Origin of the sequence: Streptomyces sp. SID14436 (assembly GCF_010548465.1) — a bacterium.
Taxonomy (GTDB): domain Bacteria; phylum Actinomycetota; class Actinomycetes; order Streptomycetales; family Streptomycetaceae; genus Streptomyces.
The window spans coordinates 1-16,730 of record NZ_JAAGMD010000807.1; the positions used below are offsets into that span (position 1 = coordinate 1).

The window sequence follows — 16,730 nt, forward strand, 5'->3', positions numbered from 1 at the left end:
GAGCCCGCTGCCTCCGCCGGGTCCGCCGAGCCCGCTCCTTCCGCCGGGTCCGCCGCGCCCGCTCCCTCCGCTCCCTCCGGCCCGTCCGAGCCGTCGGCCGCCGGCCCCGCGGTTCCCCCGGCCGGCGACGCCGTGCCGGGCGACACGGAAGGGGACCGCTGATGCATCTCGCCTATCCCGCCGTGCTGTCCGTCCTGCTGTTCTGCACCGGCCTGTACGGGGTCCTCGCCCGCCGCAACGCGATCCTGGTCCTGATGTCGGTGGAGCTGATGCTCAACGCGGTCAACCTGAACCTGGTCGCGTTCGACGTGTGGCTCAGCCGGGCGGCCGAGGAGACCCTGCACTCCGGTCAGGCGCTCACCCTGTTCACCATCGCCATCGCCGCGGCCGAGATCGGCATCGGGCTGGCGATCGTCCTCGCGGTCCACCGCAACCGGGGCACCGCGGACATCGACAAGCTCCGCGACACCGCCGAGGGCCACGGCCCCGACGAACCCGACGGCCCGGGCGGCTCCGACGGCGCACCCGACAGCGACGCTCCCGCGGCCCAGGCGACCGGGCCGGCCGCCGAGAAGGCTGAGGCCACCGCGTGACCACGACCACTCTCGCCGTCCTCGTCCCCCTCCTGCCGTTCCTCGGCGCGATCGCGGGACTGCTGCTGGGCCGCACCGCCCCCGGTTTCGTCCGCCCGCTGGCCGTCCTGCCGACCCTCACCTCCCTCGTGCTCGCCGCGACCGTCGCCGCCCGCCAGGGCGGGGGCCGGGCCGTCGACGCCGCCACCGAACTGACCCCGACCGGCTCCGTGCCCGTCGAACTCGCCCTGCACATCGACGGCTTCGCCGCCCTCACCGCCGTCCTGGTCGGTGCCGTCGCCACCTGCGTGCAGGTCTACTCGACCGGCTACCTGCGCAACGACCCGCGCTACCCCTCCTACGCCGCCCTGGTCTCCCTGTTCACCTCCGCGATGTTCCTGGTCGTCTACTCCGGTGACCTGATGGTGCTGCTCGTCGGCTGGGAAGTCATGGGCATCTGCTCGTACTTCCTCGTCGGCCACTACTGGGAGACCCCCGAGGCCCGCGCCGCCTCCCTCAAGGCGTTCCTGGTCACCAAGCTGGGTGACGTCCCCTTCCTCATCGGCCTGTTCGCCCTCGCCCACGACGCCGGGTCCTTCCGCATCACCCGCATCCTCGGCGCCGTGGCGAGCGGCGGCATCGAACACCCGACGGTGATCGCGCTGCTCCTCCTGGCGGGTGTCGCGGGCAAGTCGGCGCAGTTCCCGCTGCACACCTGGCTGCCCGACGCCATGGCCGGCCCGACCCCCGTCTCCGCGCTGATCCACGCCGCGACGATGGTCGCCGCCGGTGTCTACTTCGTCGCCCGTCTCCTTCCGCTCTTCGAGGCGTCCGGGGCCGCGATGACCGTCCTCGCCGTCATGGCCGCCGTGACCATGACCGGTTCGGCGCTGGCCGCGCTCGCCCAGGACGACATCAAACGGGTCCTCGCCTACTCGACCATCGGCCAGCTCGGCTACATGACCGGCGCCCTCGCCGTCGCCGACCGCGGAGCCGCCGTCTTCCACCTCCTCACCCACGGCGCCTTCAAGGCGCTGCTGTTCCTCGCGGCCGGTGTCGTCATCCACGCCGCCGGGACCAACTCGCTGGCCGCCATGTCCCGCATGGGGCACCTGCGGGACCGCGTGCCCGACGCCTACTGGACGATGACCGTGGCGCTGCTCGCGCTCGCCGCCATCCCGCCGTTCAGCGGCTTCTTCTCCAAGGAGGCCGTCCTTGGCGTCGCCGAGCACGTCGTCACCGGCCACACGGAACACGCTCCCGCCGCCGCGGGCTGGATCGTCCTCCTCGCCGGCCTGGTCACCGCCCTGCTCACCGCCGCGTATGCGATGCGCCTGTGGCTGCTGGCCTTCCGCGGCCACGGCGCCGAGGCGCCCGACCACGGCAGGCAGCCGCTGACGATGACCGCCGTGCTCTGGGTGCTCGCCGTCCCGTCACTCGCCCTGGGCGGGCTCGCGTTCCGCGTGCTGCCGGACTGGTTCGACGGGCACGACCTGACCCCCACCCTCACCACGTCCGTGCTCGGCACGGGCGTGGCCCTGGTCGGCGGGATCGTCACCTACGCCACCTGGCGGCACACCACCGCGCACGCGGCCCGCGTACCGCTCGGCGCCGTGGCCGCCCACCCCGAGGCGGACGCGGGCGAGGTGGAGGCGGAAGCCATCGCCAGCCACCGGCCCGCCTACGGAGACATCGCGGGCGCCCCCGACCCGTCCGATCCGGGACGGCTGCTGCTCGGCCCGCTGCACCGGCACGCGGCCGCCGGCTTCCACCTGGACGCCGTGTACACGGCGCTCTTCGTCCGCCCGGTGCGGGCCGGCGCCGGACTCGTCCGGTTCCTCGACCGCGAGGTCGTCGACACCTACGTACGCGGTGCCGGCACGCTGCCCCGCTGGCTCGGAACCGCCGTACGCCGCGCCCAGACCGGCAATGTGCAGACCTATGTGAGCGCGCTGCTCGCCGGCACCGTCGTCCTCGCGGTCGCCGCCGTCCTCGTCGCCATGGGAGCGTGAGCAGGCGTGATCGATATCAGCGAGTCCGTGATGCAGTTCCTTCTGGCGTTCCTCGTCGTCGGCCCGCTCCTCGGTGCCGCCGCCGCTCTGCTGCCCGCACCGCCCGGGCTGAAGGGGAAGTCCCCCGACCAGGCCGTGCTCCGGCACGGCGTCACGGTCACCGGGGCGGTCCTCCTGGCCGCGATCGCCCTCGCGGCCGGATTCGACCACGACCAGCCGTCGAAGATGCAGGCCACGACCGACATCAGCTGGATCCCCGCGCTCGACGTGCGCATCCACCTCGGCACCGACGGCATCTCCCTCCCCCTTCTGGTCCTGACCGCCCTGCTGACCTTCCTCAGCGCCCTCTACTCGTACTTCAAGCCGTCCGCGGGACCGTCCCCGAAGGCCTTCGTCGCCCTGCTGCTCGTCCTCGAGTCCGGCACCCTGGCGACCTTCGCCGTCCTCGACCTGATCCTGTTCTTCCTCGCCTTCGAGATGGTCCTCATCCCGATGTACTTCCTCATCGCCCGCTGGGGCGGCGAGGGCCGGGCCGGGGCCGCCTGGAAATTCATCCTCTACACGCTGCTCGGCTCCGTGGTCATGCTCCTCGGCCTGCTCCTGCTCGGCATCGAGGCAGGCACGTTCGACATGGTGGCACTCGCCACTGACAACGGCCGGTCGCTGACCACATCCGTGCAGGTCATCGCCGTTCTGGCGATCGGGATCGGGCTCGCCGTCAAGACCCCGATGTGGCCCCTGCACAGCTGGCTGCCCGACGCCCACACCGCCGCCCCCACCGTCGGCTCGGTCCTGCTGGCCGGCGTCCTGCTCAAGATGGGCACCTACGGGTTCGTCCGGATCCTGCTGCCCGCCGCCCCCGACGGGTTCCGCACCTTCGCGCCCTACCTCGCCGCCTTCGCCGTCGTGGGCATCATCTACGGGTCCCTCGCCTGCCTCGCCCTCGCCCGGACGGGTGCGAACGGCGACCTCAAACGCCTCATCGCCTACTCCTCCGTCGGCCACATGGGCTTCGTCGTCCTCGGCATCGCCACCATGACCCCGACCGGAGTGAACGGCGCCCTCTTCGCCAACATCGCCCACGGCCTGATCACCGGCCTGCTCTTCTTCCTCGTCGGCGCCATCAAGGACCGCACCGGCAGCACCGGCCTCGACACCCTCGCCGAGCAGACGGGCGCCCTCTACGGCCGGGCACCGCGCCTCGGCGGCCTCCTCGCCTTCGCCGCCGTCGCCTCCCTCGGCCTGCCCGGCCTCGCCGGATTCTGGGGGGAGATGCTCGCCCTCTTCGGCGCCTTCGACCCCGCCGAGGGCCTCAGCCGGCCCGCCTTCCTCACCTTCATGGCGATCGGCGCCTTCGGCACCCTGCTCACCGCCGCCTACCTGCTCGTCGTGGTCCGCCGCGTCTGCATGGGCGCCGCCCCGGGCGACACGCCGAAACTCACCGACGTGCGCGGCTACGAGTTCGCGGCCTGGACGCCGCTCGTCGTCCTCACCGTCGTGGCCGGGCTGTGGCCGGGAGCCCTCCTCGGACTCACCGACCCCGCCGTGCAGCAGCTCCTCGCAGGAGGCATCCGATGAGCTCCCTCGTCCAGTCCGTCGACTGGCTGGCCATCGCGCCGCCCACCCTCGCCGCGGTCGCCGGACTCGTCGTCCTCGTCACGGACCTGTTCGTCCCCGAGCACCGCAAACCGCTCCTCGGCTGGACGGCGGTGGCCGGTCTCGCCGCCGCCACGCTCATGCTGCTGCCGCTCCTCGACGCCGACCGCAGCACCTTCTGCCTGGTCGGCGACACCGGCGTGTGCAGCTACACCGCCGACCGCTTCACCCTCGTCATCCAGTTCCTGGTCCTCGGCGGCGCCCTCCTGACGGCCCTGCTGTCCGTCACCGCCCTCGGCGACGACCGCGGGCGGCTCCCCGACGGCGAGTACTGGTTCCTGCTGCTGTCCTCCGCCGCCGGCGCCGCCCTGCTGCCCGCCGCCCGCGACCTCGCGACGCTGATCGTCGCCCTGGAGGTCGCCTCCCTGCCCGCCTTCGCGCTGGTCGGCCTCCGGTACGGCGACCGCAGGTCCTCCGAGGCGGCCCTGAAGTTCTTCCTTTCGTCCGTCACCGCCACCGCGGTCAGCCTGATGGGCGTCAGCTTCCTCTACGCCGCCACCGGCACCCTCCACCTGACCCGCCTCGCCGAGCGCGTCCAGGACGTCGACGGCCAGCTCGTCACCCTCGCCCAGACCGGTGTCGTCCTCACCCTCGTCGGCTTCGCCTTCAAGACCGCCGCCGCCCCCTTCCACTTCTGGGTGCCCGACACCTACGTCGGAGCGCCCCTGCCGATCGCCGCCTACCTGTCGGTCATCGGCAAGGCCGTCGGCTTCACCGGCCTCATCCTCGTCACCGTCGTCGCCCTGCCCTCCTACGCCGACGTGTGGGGGCCCGCGCTCGCCGCGCTCGCCGCCCTCACCATGACCGTCGGGAACGTCGGCGCGCTCCGGCAGGGCCTCACCCGCGCGTACAGCGCCGTCCGCCTCCTCGCCTGGTCGTCCATCGGCCAGGCCGGCTTCCTCCTCGTCCCGATCGCCGCCGCCGCGTACTCCGACGACGCCGAGGGGTCCATCGGCTCCACCGTGGCCTACGCCCTCATGTACGCGGCCGTGAACCTCGGCGCGTTCGCCGTCGCCGCCCTGGTCGGCCGCGGCCACCGCCTCAACCGCGTCTCCGACTACCGGGGCCTCTACGCCACCAACCCGGTGACCGCCCTCCTCATGGGCTTCTTCCTGCTCTGCCTGGCCGGACTGCCGCCCGGCATCATCGGCCTCTTCGCCAAGGTCACCGTCTTCGCCGCGGCCGTCGACGCCGGCCTCGGCTGGCTCGCCGTCGTCATGGCCGTCAACGTCGTCATCGCGCTCGTCTACTACCTGAAGTGGACGGCCCTGCTGTTCCGCGCCCCCGAGGGCACACCGGCCGGGCACCGCGTCCCCGCCCCGCTGACCGCCGCCCTGGCCGTCACCGGCGTCCTCGGCATCGCCCTGTCCGGGGCGCCCCAGCTGATCCTGCGGTTCACGGGCACCGGTCTCTTCTGAGCCGGGGCCCGGGCCGGCGGGGGCACCGGCCGCTGCCCGGGCCCGCCCTCACCCGGACGGCTGCCCCGTGCCGCCGGGCGCACAAGGGAACTAGTGCTCCCCGCCTGGCGTTGACCGAAAGGGAAGGGTCCACTGGACGTGACACCGCACACCCGTGGCGTCACAGGTCGGACGGAAGATCAGCAAGCAAGCGCAAGGGTCCCCCTGCCGCAGGATTTGGAGGGCGTACCGTGCACCGCCGGCACAATGGGCTCAGGACCGCGGTCCTCCTCGGGGGACTGTCCGCACTCATCATCCTCATCGGCAGTTTCTTCGGCCGCACGGGCCTCGTCGTCGCCGTCGTCGTCGCCGTGGGGACCAACGCCTACGCGTACTGGAACAGCGACAAGATCGCCCTGCGCGCGATGCGGGCCCGCCCGGTCAGCGAGTTCGAGGCACCGGGGCTGTACCGCATGGTCCGCGAGCTCTCCACCCAGGCCCGCCAGCCCATGCCCCGGCTGTACATCTCGCCCACCGAGGCGCCCAACGCCTTCGCCACCGGCCGCAACCCCCGCAACGCCGCCGTGTGCTGCACGGAAGGCATCCTGCGCCTGCTCGACGAGCGTGAGCTGCGCGGCGTCATCGGCCACGAACTCAGCCACGTCCACAACCGCGACATCCTGATCTCCTCGGTCGCGGGCGCCCTCGCCTCCGTGATCATGTTCCTGGTGAACTTCGCCTGGCTGATCCCGATCGGCCGCTCCAACGACGACGACGGCCCCGGCATCCTCGGCATGCTGATGATCCTGATCCTGGGCCCCCTCGCCGCCAGCCTGATCCAACTCGCCATCAGCCGCTCCCGCGAGTACGAGGCCGACGCCTCCGGCGCCCAGCTCACCGGCGATCCACTCGCACTCGCCGCCGCCCTGCGCAAACTGGAAGCAGGCACCAAGCAACTCCCGCTGCCCCCCGAGCCCCGGATCGAGACGGCGAGCCACATGATGATCGCGAACCCGTTCCGTCCCGGCCAGGGGCTGTCGAAGATGTTCTCCACCCATCCGCCGATGGCCGAACGCATCGCCCGGCTCGAGAAGATGGCAGGTCGCACCCAGTGAAGACCATCCTGAACGTCATTTGGCTCGTCCTCAGCGGCTTCTGGCTCTTCCTCGCCTACCTGCTCGCAGGTGTGCTGCTGTGCATCACCGTGATCGGTATCCCGTTCGGGATCGCCGCCTTCCGCATCGGCGTCTACGCCCTGTGGCCCTTCGGGTACACGGCCGTCGAACGCCGGGACGCGGGCGCCCCGTCCTGTGTGGGCAACGTCCTGTGGCTGGTCCTCGCCGGCTGGTGGCTGGCCCTCGGCCACATCGCCACCGGCATCGCCCTGTGCCTCACGATCATCGGCATCCCGCTCGGCATCGCGAACTTCAAGCTGATCCCGGTGTCGCTGCTCCCGATGGGCCGCGAGATCGTCCGCACGGACCGCCCGTTCACCTCGACCTACTAGGGTCTTTCGTTTCGATCAGGCCGGATCAGGCCGGATCAGGGGACGGGGCCCGCGAGCCCGGCATGATCCAGACGAGAGGCCCTGGCTCCGCCACCCGTCGGGTCCCCCGGCAGCACGGACGCATCACGCATCCGCAGCCGGTGGTTGTCACGGACCGGGGTACGCCCCGCGGCCCCTACCGCAGGGAGGCCGTCCCCCGCCGCGCTCCGTACACGAGCGCGCCCACCACCAGCACCCCGGCGCCGACCACCACCGAGCCCCCCGGCAGCGAGAACGCCAGCACGGCGCAGCCGGCGAACCCGACCGCCGGGACCACCCGCGCCCACGGTCCCGGGTCCAGCGTCCAGGCGGACGCGTTGGCCACCGCGTAGTACACCAGCACCCCGAAGGACGAGAACCCGATCGCGCCCCGCACATCCACCGTGGCGGCCAGGACGACGACCACGGCACCCACGGCCAGCTCGGCCCGGTGCGGCACCTGGAACCGCGGATGCACGGCGGCCAGCGCGACCGGAAGATGCCGGTCCCGGGCCATGGCCAGCGTCGTCCGCGACACCCCCAGGATCAGCGCGAGCAGCGACCCGAGCGCGGCCAGCGCCGCACCCATCCGCACCACCGGCACCAGCCAGGGCACCCCGGCCTCCCGTACCGCGTCGGCCAGCGGAGCCACGGCCTCCCCGAGCCGGTCCGGCCCCAGCACGGAGAGGACGGCGACAGCGACAGCCGCGTACACGGCCAGCGCGATGCCCAGGGCGAGCGGAATCGCGCGCGGGATCGTCCGCGCCGGATCGCGGACCTCCTCGCCGAGCGTCGCGATGCGCGCGTAGCCGGCGAAGGCGAAGAACAGCAGCCCCGCCGCCTGCAGGATCCCGCTCACACCGCCCGACGCCCCGAGGGACAGGTGCCCGGCCCCGGCCTGCCCCGACGACAGGGACGCGGCCACCACCCCGGCGAGGACGGCCAGCACGACGGCCACGATCACCCGCGTCAGCCGCGCGGACTTCTTGACCCCGCCGTAGTTCACCGCGGTCAGCGCCACCACCGCCGCCACCGCCACGGCGTGCGCCTGCTCAGGCCAGACGTAGGCACCCACCGTGAGCGCCATGGCCGCACAGGAGGCCGTCTTCCCGACCACGAACGCCCAGCCCGCGAGGTAGCCCCAGAACTCGCCGAGCCGCTCGCGCCCGTAGACGTACGTGCCGCCGGACGCCGGGTAGCGGGAGGCCAGCCGGGCCGAGGACGCCGCGTTGCAGTACGCGACCACGGCGGCGACCGCCAGCCCGAGGAGCAGCCCGGATCCGGCCGCGCGGGCGGCGGGTGCCAGGGCCGCGAAGATCCCGGCTCCCACCATCGAACCGAGACCGATGACCACGGCGTCGCCGACACCGAGGGTGCGGCGGAGACCGGGGCCGGAAGGTGCTGTCATAAGGCTGCACGCTACTGACCGTTGCAACCATCGGGCGTATCCACGGCGTCCTTACCGTCACAACGGCATGAACACCCGGCAACGGGAGGGTGTGGCGCGGAGCGAAAGGGCAGGCTCGGAGTATGACGATCATCAGTTGGATCATCCTGGGCCTGCTGGCCGGGGCGATCGCGAAGTTCCTGCTGCCGGGCCGTGACCCGGGCGGCCTCATCGGCACGACCCTGATCGGAGTCGCCGGCGCGTTCATCGGCGGCTGGATCTCGTCCCGCTGGCTGGACCAACCGATCACCAAGGACTTCTACGACGGCACCACCTGGGTCGCCGCCATCGGCGGCTCGCTGGTCCTCCTGATCGCCTACCGCCTGCTGTTCGGCCACTCACGCCGCTGACGCGACCCGCCGACGGAGGACGACACGGACGACACGAAGGAAGGGCGGGCACCGGCGAGGTGCCCACCCTTCCTTGTCTCACGCTGCGTCAGCCGCCCGGCGGCGACTGCGGGGCGGGCCCGCCACGGACCCACCGCGCGGTGCTCTAGCGGTAGTTGACGAACTGCAGGGCGAAGTCGAAGTCCTTGCCCTTGAGCAGCGCGATGACCGTCTGCAGGTCGTCCCGGCTCTTCGAGCTGACCCGCAGCTCCTCGCCCTGGATCTGGGCCTTCACGCCCTTGGGCCCCTCATCGCGAATGATCTTCGCCACCTTCTTCGCGTTCTCCTGGGAGATGCCCTCCTGGATCGACGCGAAGATCTTGTACTCCTTGCCCGAGAGCTGCGGCTCACCGGCGTCCAGGGCCTTCAGGGAGATGCCGCGCTTGATCAGCTTGGACTGGAAGACATCGAGGACAGCCTTCACCCGGTCCTCGGAGTTCGCCTCCATGAGGATCTTCTCCCCGGACCACGAGATCGAGGCGCCCACGCCCTTGAAGTCGTAGCGCTGCGAGATCTCCTTGGCGGCCTGGTTGAGGGCGTTGTCGACCTCCTGCCGCTCGACCTTCGAGACGATGTCGAAACTGGAGTCGGCCATGTCCTGTGGCTCCTTGTATCGGGGTGCGCATCGGCTGCGAACCGCATCCGTACCGGCGAACGTGGGCGGCCACCGAGCCCCGCAACGGTCCCGGGCCGCATCCGCACAAGCCTAGCCACCCCGCGCGCCCCGGGTGGCGATCAATCGGGTGGCGAAGCACCCCTGCCCATCGGGTATTGTTTACGTCGTTGCCACGGAGCACCGCCGCAAGGCGGTCATGGGCAGCAACCCCGGCGGTGTGCCCGAGCGGCCAAAGGGAGCAGACTGTAAATCTGCCGGCTCAGCCTTCCCAGGTTCGAATCCTGGCGCCGCCACACGGGAAACGAAGGGCCCGTGACCTGCTGTTCAAGCAGGTCACGGGCCCTTCGTCATGCCTGGAAGCACAGTCTCCCCACCCTGTCAGTGAGCCCCGTCACCCCGGCTTTACAACGGCTGGAAACACACGGAAGATCATCTCCGCCGCCGGCACCGACCATGCCGGCGGGAACGACCGATAGAACAATCGAAAACTGGGGGAAACGTTGCTTCGGGCAATGTCGTACCGGCGTCCGCTGGCCGGTATCGCGGCGATCACCGCCGCCGCTCTGGTGGGGACCATCGCTCCGGCCGTCGCTGCTGACGGACCGTCGTCGAACTCCGTGGCCCAGGCCGCGGCCGTCGTGGAACGCGCCACGGGCGCGGCCGACCTCGCTCCGTCCCGTGAACGGGCGGACGGTTCCGCCGAGGCCACCGTCGAGCGCGAGGCGGAGTCGGTCACCATCACCGCCCCGGCCACGGCCAACGGCCCCGTGGAGGTCGGCGGCACCGACGGTGACCGCCTCACCCTGCGCCTGGCCGGCGCCAAGGACGTGAACGGAGTCAGGGCGGGCAGCGGCACCGTCGTCTACCCGGGGGCCGCGCCCTCCGTGGACCTCGCCGTGCAGCCCACGGTGGAGGGGTCCGTCCGGACGCTCGTCACCCTCAAGGACAGCGCCGCGCCCACCCGGCACCGGTTCGACCTGGACCTCCCGGACGGCGCCTCGCTGCGCCCGAACGACGGCGGCGGCTTCGACATCGTCGAGCAGGGTGAGGGCGGGGAGGAGACGGTCGCCGGCTCCGTCGCCGCCCCCTGGGCGAAGGACGCGCAGGGCCGCCCGGTGCCGACCCGCTACACGGCCGAGGGGCACACCCTCGTCCAGGACATCGACACGAACGAGAACACCGCGTTCCCGGTGGTCGCCGACCCGAAGATCACCTTCGGCTGGGGCGTCTACATCAACATGTGGGGACACGAGCTCGGCGCCGCCGCCCTCGCCGTGGGCTTCGGCGTGGAGGTCGGACTGGCCTACATCTGCGGCAAGGCCAAGCTGATCCTCGGCACCGCCTGCGGTCTCGCGGTCGGCGGCAAGGTGCTCTTCCCGACGTGGGCCGAGGTGAAGAAGCTCAAGTCGAAGAAGTGCTACCAGAACAAGTTCGGTTCCAAGCGCAAGTGGAAGATCGTCAGCGACAAGAACTGCAAGTACTCGTGAGGAACAGCGCCGCGGCACTGACGGTCGCGGTCGTCAGTGTGGTCTGCGCGCTGGTGCTGCGGGCGCTGGAACCGCCGGTGTGGGCGACGTTCGCCCTGGTGGCGGTCCTCCTGGCGGCCACGCTGGGCGGCGCGGCCGTCCTGCGCCGACAGGCCGGCCGGGGCCGGACCGAGCGAGATCCGAGGCCCTGACGCCCTGACGCCCCGACGGCCGGTCCCGGGTGCGGGTACGGGTACGGGCGCGGTGGCAGGCCGCCGCACGGACACCAGTAAGAGGAACCCCTCCGTTCCGCGTTTCCGCGGCGCGCAGGGGTTCCTCTCGCTCTGGCTCGGACCGGGCACGGGCACACTGGCGTCATGTCGTCCCGTCGCAGAACGTGTCCCGAGTGCCGTCGTGAGATCGCCGTCGTCGCCGGGCGGTACGCGCGTCACGATCCGCCCGGCGCACGGCAGAGCGGGGAGCTCACGTCGTGCCCCGGTTCACGGCGGCAGGCCCGCCCCGGGGCCGAGCAGCCGGGGCTGGACGGCTACGTCCTGCCGGAGTTCCCCGGTCAGATGCCGCTGTTCTGAGGGCGCCCGGGCGTACGCGCCTGCCCGCCGTTGCGCCCCGGCCGCGGCTCAGTTGCCCGCCACCGACTTCACCGCCACCGACACCGGGGCCTGCCCGCTGATCAGCTCCAGGGTCAGCCCGGCCGTCGCCGGGGTGTCCACCAGCTCCGCCAGGACGGCGGCCACGTCGTCGCGGGGGATCGGACCGCGTCCGGTGTGGGCCTCCAGGCGGACCAGGCCGGTCCCCGCGTCGTCGGTGAGCATGCCGGGCCGCAGGATCGTCCAGTCGAGGGCGTCCAGGCCGCGCACGTAGTCGTCCGCCTCGCCCTTGGCGCGCTGGTAGACGTCGAAGACCTCGTCGCCCTGGTGGGACGCGTCGGCGCCCATCGACGACACGACGACGAAGCGGCGCACGCCCGCGCGGACGGCCGCGTCGGCGAAGAGGATCGCCGCCGCCTTGTCCACCGTCTCCTTGCGCGCCGCCCCGCTGCCCGGGCCCGCTCCGGCCGCGAACACCGCCGCGTCCGCTCCCTCCAGCGCCTGTGCGACCTCCTCCACGCTCGCCGACTCCAGGTCGAGGACGATCGGTTCGGCACCCAGCCGCCGTAGGTCGTCCGCCTGTTCGGGCTTGCGGATGATGCCCGCCGCCTCGTATCCGCGCGCCGCGAGCAGCCGCTCGAGCCGCAGCGCGATCTGACCATGACCACCAGCGATGACAATGCGCATGTCTTCGACCGTACGCCGGGCGGCCCTCGTTCGCCGCACCACGCGCATGCGCCACTCCGGATTGCGGCATTCGCCGCCGCGGGAACGTCCGTACGCTCGGCCCGTGCCGGGGTCCGGCCCGCTGCCGTGCACCGCCGCAGCGTCAGGCAACTTCCCGACGGTGGGCGGGAGTCGAGGGCTCGGCACGCCCACCGGCGCTCACGGGGTTCCGCCGCGTCCCTGGCGCGGCAGGCCCAGCTCCGCCGTCGTGGCCGAACCGCAGTACTCGCGCACGGCGCTGGTGCGGGCCACCACCCGGCCCCGGTGCACCACGACACGGCTGTACGCCAGGGACAGCGCGCCCGGCAGGCTGTCCGCGCGCACCGCCAGCAACTCGGCCGGAAAACCCGCCTCCACACGCACCTCGGGCAGGCCCAGCGCCGCCCGCGACGACGCGCTCACCGCGGCGTAGGCGTCGGCGGGGGACAGGCCGTGCCCGGAGGCCAGCAGATACGCCGCCTCGAGCGGGTCACCGCGGCCGACGGGGTTCGACACGTCCCGCAGGGCTCCGCTTCCCGCGGCGACCCGGACGCCGGCCGCACGCAGCAGCCGTACCGGAGCGGCACCCCGGCGGTCCGTGGCACCGCAGCCGCCCTGGGGGAGGCACACGACCGTCACCCCGGCCGCCGCGAGCCGGTCCGCCGTACGGGCGGCCTGGTCGGCGGGCAGCCGGGCGAGGCCGGCGCAGGGACCGAGGGTGACCCCGGGGCGCAGCCCGCCGACCATCGCCGCCAGGCGGGTGAGCAGGGCCGGCTCGGCGGCGTCGGTGTGCAGGTCGACCGGGCAGCCGTGCTCGGCGGCGACCTCCAGCACCGCCTCCACGTACCCGGTGGGGTCGGGGTCCAGGTCCGGACAGCCGCCCACCACGGCCGCGCCCATCTTCACCGCGTCCCGCAGGACCGCCCGTGCCTCCGCGCCGGCCACTCCGGTCAGCACCCGTGGCATCGCCACCGTGGTCAGCTCCGCCAGCCCGCGCAGCGACCGCGCCGCCCGGAGCACCGCGGTCAGCGCACCGAGACCGGCCACGTCACCCACCCGCACGTGGGCGCGCAGCGCCGTGGCCCCGTGTCCGAGCTGGAGCAGCACCGCCTCGGTCGCCCGGCGCTGGACGGCCTCGGGGTCGTAGGGCACCGGGCCGCCGATGTCGGCGGACAGCGCCGTGGCGGGGTGGGCGTGGGGCTCGGCCGGGGCGGGCAGGAGCAGGTGGCCCGTGAGGTCGACCCGGGTGCCGCACGCGCGGGAGCCGTCCGCCGCGAGGCTGCCGGACGTGCCGACCGCCTCGATACGCCCGCTGCCCAGCCGCACGTCCACGATCCGGCCGTCGGTCAGCCGGGCGCCGCACAGCAGGAGCGGGGGCGGGACGGCCGCGCCGGAGGACGAGGAGGAGGACGGCGGCTGCGGCTGGCTGTCGGGCATCGCACTCCAGGGGCTCGGGCTGCGCGCGAAGGACCCGAGGACCCGCAGACCGCGCAGTGACAAGGTCACTCAGAGGCAAGATCACGCAGAGTGAGTAGAGCCTAGGGCGGCGACCCGTCCCTCGCCGGGAGGAGCGCAATAGTCGTACCGGCGTGGTGGTGCGCGGGCGGGCAGTGCGCCCGGAGCGGCGCGGTGGAAGGCGGGCGGCGCGGCGAACTGCCCGTGGCCGGGAGGGCGGAGAGGACCTCGGGCAGCGATCGGGGAGGACGGCGAGGGCGCGGGAGGGCGCGGGAGGAGAGGGGGAGAGGAGGGGGAGAGGAGCGGTTCCGAGCGGGCGGACCGATGGTTCCGGGTGACGCGGACCGATGGTGCCGAGGGAGCCGGACCGGCTGATCCGGGTGACGCGGACCCTCGGTTCCGACTGACGCGGACCGACGGTTCCGAGTGACGTGGACCCTCGGTTCCGAGTGACGCGGACCGACGGTTCCGAGTGGATCGGACCCGCGAATCGGATTTGGGCGATCGGCCGCGGAGCGTGTAATGTCTTCCTCGCTCGCCCCAATAGCTCAGTCGGCAGAGCGTCTCCATGGTAAGGAGAAGGTCAACGGTTCGATTCCGTTTTGGGGCTCTGGTGTGGGAGGTTCCCGTCGCGAGGCGGGGCCCGATCGCATCTCAGCGGTGTAGCTCAGTCGGTAGAGCAAGCGGCTCATAATCGCTGTGTCACCGGTTCAAGTCCGGTCACCGCTACAGACAGTAGCCGATTGCGGGGTCGGTCCTTCGATCGGCTACTCTTCCTGCGTTAATTCAGTCAATCCGTTCGTCAAGGAGCACTCACGTGGCTGCCACCGACGTCCGCCCGAAGATCACGCTGGCCTGCGTGGAGTGCAAGGAGCGGAACTACATCACCAAGAAGAACCGGCGTAACAACCCGGACCGTCTTGAGATGAAGAAGCACTGCCCGCGTTGCAATGCGCACACCGCGCACCGCGAAACGCGATAAAACAGGCTCGTACACGAGGCCGTCCCCGAACCACTGGGGGCGGCCTCGCGTCGTTTCACCGCACTGCACGTCGACGATGCCCGTCAACAGCCGACACAGGAGGTGCCGCGCGCATGGCGCTGGACCAGTCCTTCGTGGGGCGGACGTATCCGCCCACCGCGCCCTACGAGGTGGGCCGGGAGAAGATCCGTGAGTTCGCCGAGGCGGTCGGGGACGACAACCCGGCGTACACCGACGTGGAGGCCGCCAAGGCGCTGGGCCACCCGGACGTGATCGCCCCGCCGACCTTCGTCTTCGCGATCACCTTCAAGGCCGCCGGTGAGGTCGTCGCCGACCCGCAGCTCGGGCTGGACTACAGCCGGGTGGTGCACGGGGACCAGAAGTTCTCCTACACCCGCCCGGTCCGGGCCGGTGACCGGCTCTCCGTCGTCTCCACCATCGAGGGCATCAAGTCGATGGCGGGCAACGACTTCCTGGACATCCGCGGGGACGTGTACGACGAGGCCGGCGAGCACGTCGTGACCGCCCGCACCAAGCTGGTGGCCCGCGCGGCCGAGGGGGCGTGACGAACACCATGACGGCGAAGATTGCCTACGCCGACGTCGAGGTCGGCACCGAGCTGCCCGCTCGGACCTTCCCTGTGAACCGCGCCACTCTCGTCCAGTACGCGGGCGCCTCCGGTGACTTCAACCCCATCCACTGGAACGAGAGGTTCGCCAAGGAGGTCGGCCTGCCCGACGTCATCGCGCACGGCATGTTCACCATGGCCGAGGCGGTGCGCGTGGTGACCGACTGGACCGGGGACCCCGGCGCGGTCGTCGAGTACGGCGTCCGGTTCACCAAGCCGGTCGTCGTCCCTGACGACGACCAGGGCGCCACCATCGAGGTGAGCGGCAAGGTCGCGGCCAAGCTCGACGACAACACGGTCCGGGTGGACCTCACGGTGACCAGTGCGGGGCAGAAGGTGCTCGGCATGTCCCGCGCGGTCGTGCGGCTCGCCTGAGCCGGATCCGAGTCGCGTTCGGGTCCGAGTCCGGGCCCGGGTCCGCCCGGCCTGCCGCTCCGGTGCCGACATCGGTCCGGGGTCGGCAGGGCCGGCGATGCAGGCCGGTAAGGGGCGCTCCTCCCTGGAGGGCGCCCCTTACCGCTGCCCTCCCCGGGTCCGTCCCGGAATCGGAATCCCTCTTGACGTAGTTAGTGATTGAGTACTAACTTACGTCTCATGGTCAGGATGAGTGCGGAGGAGCGGCGGCGGAGTGTCATCCGCGCGGCGACGGCCGAGTTCGCGCGTGGCGGCTACCACGGCACCTCGACCGAGGCGATCGCCAAGCGGGTCGGCGTCTCGCAGCCGTATCTCTTCCGGCTCTTCCCGAGCAAGAAGGCGATCTTCCTCGCGGCTGCGGAACAGTGCGTGGAGGACACCATCCGCGCCTTCGCGGAGGCCTCCGAAGGTCTGGAGGGCGAGGAGGCGCTGCGCGCCATGGCGCAGGCCTACAACAGGACCATCGCGGAACAGCCCGAACAGCTCCAGATGCAGATGCAGATGTATCTCGCGGTGGCGGCCGCCGAGCGGGAGGGCGACCACGAGTTCGGTGCCACGGTGAGAGACGGCTGGACGCGTTTGTGGGACACCGTGCACCTCGCCCTCGGGGCCGACGTCCGCGAGACGACGACCTTCATGGCCTACGGCATGCTCATCAACTGCCTGGTCGCCATGGGGTTCCCGCCGGAGCACCGTGTCTGGGAGGGCCTCGCCCTGCCGGAACCGGAGGAGGGGCAGGAGCCGGCGTCGCCGTAGGTCCTGGGGATCCGTCCGTCCCCAGGACGGGGCCGTTCTTTCATGGCCGCGAAAGTTAGTCATCGATTACTAATCAACATCGAGTGCGATCACCTCCTGGGG

The 16,730-nt window shown here is 71.9% G+C and carries 18 protein-coding genes and 3 tRNA genes; 17 read left to right on the forward strand and 4 right to left on the reverse strand.

What is annotated here, in order from left to right; all coding sequences use genetic code 11:
* Positions 1–161 precede the first annotated feature (161 nt).
* The 6 genes from nuoK to G3I53_RS29205 all read left to right on the forward strand — a co-directional run bounded on the left by nuoK (position 162) and on the right by G3I53_RS29205 (position 7,144).
* Positions 162–593, forward strand: coding sequence for an NADH-quinone oxidoreductase subunit NuoK (nuoK, locus tag G3I53_RS29180; protein ID WP_164333305.1), 432 nt, complete (start codon positions 162–164; stop codon positions 591–593).
* The gene (locus G3I53_RS29185; RefSeq protein ID WP_164333304.1) at positions 590–2,584 is read left to right on the forward strand and encodes an NADH-quinone oxidoreductase subunit L; all 1,995 of its coding nucleotides are present in this window, start codon (positions 590–592) and stop codon (positions 2,582–2,584) included. The genes nuoK and G3I53_RS29185 overlap by 4 nt, the downstream gene beginning before the upstream one ends.
* 6 nt (positions 2,585–2,590) lie before the next feature.
* Complete coding sequence (locus G3I53_RS29190) at positions 2,591–4,162, forward strand: NADH-quinone oxidoreductase subunit M (RefSeq protein WP_164333303.1); 1,572 nt, start codon at positions 2,591–2,593, stop codon at positions 4,160–4,162.
* Positions 4,159–5,658 carry an NADH-quinone oxidoreductase subunit N gene (locus tag G3I53_RS29195; protein WP_164333302.1) on the forward strand — a complete coding sequence of 500 codons (1,500 nt, stop codon included), beginning with the start codon at positions 4,159–4,161 and terminating at the stop codon, positions 5,656–5,658. The genes G3I53_RS29190 and G3I53_RS29195 overlap by 4 nt, the downstream gene beginning before the upstream one ends.
* 230 nt (positions 5,659–5,888) lie before the next feature.
* Complete coding sequence (gene htpX / locus G3I53_RS29200) at positions 5,889–6,752, forward strand: zinc metalloprotease HtpX (protein ID WP_164333301.1); 864 nt, start codon at positions 5,889–5,891, stop codon at positions 6,750–6,752.
* The gene (locus tag G3I53_RS29205; RefSeq protein ID WP_164333300.1) at positions 6,749–7,144 is read left to right on the forward strand and encodes a YccF domain-containing protein; all 396 of its coding nucleotides are present in this window, start codon (positions 6,749–6,751) and stop codon (positions 7,142–7,144) included. The genes htpX and G3I53_RS29205 overlap by 4 nt, the downstream gene beginning before the upstream one ends.
* 175 nt (positions 7,145–7,319) lie before the next feature.
* On the opposite strand, the gene G3I53_RS29210 is transcribed toward G3I53_RS29205, so the two are convergent.
* Positions 7,320–8,570, reverse strand: coding sequence for an APC family permease (locus G3I53_RS29210; protein ID WP_164333299.1), 1,251 nt, complete (start codon positions 8,568–8,570; stop codon positions 7,320–7,322).
* A gap of 122 nt (positions 8,571–8,692) precedes the next feature.
* Between G3I53_RS29210 and G3I53_RS29215 the strand changes: the two genes are divergently transcribed.
* A complete protein-coding gene (locus G3I53_RS29215; RefSeq protein WP_164333298.1) occupies positions 8,693–8,959 on the forward strand; it encodes a GlsB/YeaQ/YmgE family stress response membrane protein in 267 nt (88 codons plus the stop codon).
* A 145-nt stretch (positions 8,960–9,104) separates the two neighbouring features.
* Here G3I53_RS29215 and G3I53_RS29220 read toward each other — a convergent pair whose 3' ends face one another.
* Complete coding sequence (locus tag G3I53_RS29220) at positions 9,105–9,593, reverse strand: YajQ family cyclic di-GMP-binding protein (protein ID WP_164333297.1); 489 nt, start codon at positions 9,591–9,593, stop codon at positions 9,105–9,107.
* A gap of 232 nt (positions 9,594–9,825) precedes the next feature.
* Between G3I53_RS29220 and G3I53_RS29225 the strand changes: the two genes are divergently transcribed.
* The 4 genes from G3I53_RS29225 to G3I53_RS29240 all read left to right on the forward strand — a co-directional run bounded on the left by G3I53_RS29225 (position 9,826) and on the right by G3I53_RS29240 (position 11,670).
* Positions 9,826–9,907 (forward strand) — tRNA-Tyr (locus G3I53_RS29225).
* Positions 9,908–10,126: 219 nt separating this feature from the next.
* On the forward strand, positions 10,127–11,101 hold the full coding sequence (locus G3I53_RS29230) for a hypothetical protein (RefSeq protein WP_164333296.1): 975 nt from the start codon (positions 10,127–10,129) through the stop codon (positions 11,099–11,101).
* Positions 11,098–11,292 carry a hypothetical protein gene (locus G3I53_RS29235; RefSeq protein WP_164333295.1) on the forward strand — a complete coding sequence of 65 codons (195 nt, stop codon included), beginning with the start codon at positions 11,098–11,100 and terminating at the stop codon, positions 11,290–11,292. The genes G3I53_RS29230 and G3I53_RS29235 overlap by 4 nt, the downstream gene beginning before the upstream one ends.
* Positions 11,293–11,457: 165 nt before the next feature.
* A complete protein-coding gene (locus tag G3I53_RS29240; RefSeq protein WP_164333294.1) occupies positions 11,458–11,670 on the forward strand; it encodes a hypothetical protein in 213 nt (70 codons plus the stop codon).
* Between the two features lie 48 nt (positions 11,671–11,718).
* On the opposite strand, the gene G3I53_RS29245 is transcribed toward G3I53_RS29240, so the two are convergent.
* Together G3I53_RS29245 and G3I53_RS29250 are read right to left on the reverse strand one after the other, a co-directional pair.
* Positions 11,719–12,375 carry an SDR family oxidoreductase gene (locus G3I53_RS29245; RefSeq protein WP_164333293.1) on the reverse strand — a complete coding sequence of 219 codons (657 nt, stop codon included), beginning with the start codon at positions 12,373–12,375 and terminating at the stop codon, positions 11,719–11,721.
* Between the two features lie 198 nt (positions 12,376–12,573).
* On the reverse strand, positions 12,574–13,830 hold the full coding sequence (locus G3I53_RS29250) for an amidohydrolase family protein (protein WP_164438949.1): 1,257 nt from the start codon (positions 13,828–13,830) through the stop codon (positions 12,574–12,576).
* Positions 13,831–14,385: 555 nt separating this feature from the next.
* Here G3I53_RS29250 and G3I53_RS29255 point away from each other — a divergent pair.
* The 6 genes from G3I53_RS29255 (at position 14,386) to G3I53_RS29280 (ending at position 16,628) form a co-directional block, all read left to right on the forward strand.
* A tRNA-Thr gene (locus tag G3I53_RS29255) sits at positions 14,386–14,458 on the forward strand.
* A gap of 46 nt (positions 14,459–14,504) precedes the next feature.
* Positions 14,505–14,577, forward strand: a tRNA-Met gene (locus G3I53_RS29260).
* 88 nt (positions 14,578–14,665) lie between these two features.
* Positions 14,666–14,830 (forward strand): 50S ribosomal protein L33, encoded by a 165-nt coding sequence (rpmG, locus tag G3I53_RS29265; protein WP_003948671.1) that lies wholly within the window; start codon positions 14,666–14,668, stop codon positions 14,828–14,830.
* Positions 14,831–14,943: 113 nt separating this feature from the next.
* Positions 14,944–15,396 (forward strand): MaoC family dehydratase N-terminal domain-containing protein, encoded by a 453-nt coding sequence (locus G3I53_RS29270; RefSeq protein ID WP_164334187.1) that lies wholly within the window; start codon positions 14,944–14,946, stop codon positions 15,394–15,396.
* An 8-nt stretch (positions 15,397–15,404) separates the two neighbouring features.
* Positions 15,405–15,833 (forward strand): MaoC family dehydratase, encoded by a 429-nt coding sequence (locus G3I53_RS29275; protein WP_164334186.1) that lies wholly within the window; start codon positions 15,405–15,407, stop codon positions 15,831–15,833.
* Between the two features lie 219 nt (positions 15,834–16,052).
* A complete protein-coding gene (locus G3I53_RS29280; RefSeq protein ID WP_203591837.1) occupies positions 16,053–16,628 on the forward strand; it encodes a TetR/AcrR family transcriptional regulator in 576 nt (191 codons plus the stop codon).
* Positions 16,629–16,730 lie beyond the last annotated feature (102 nt).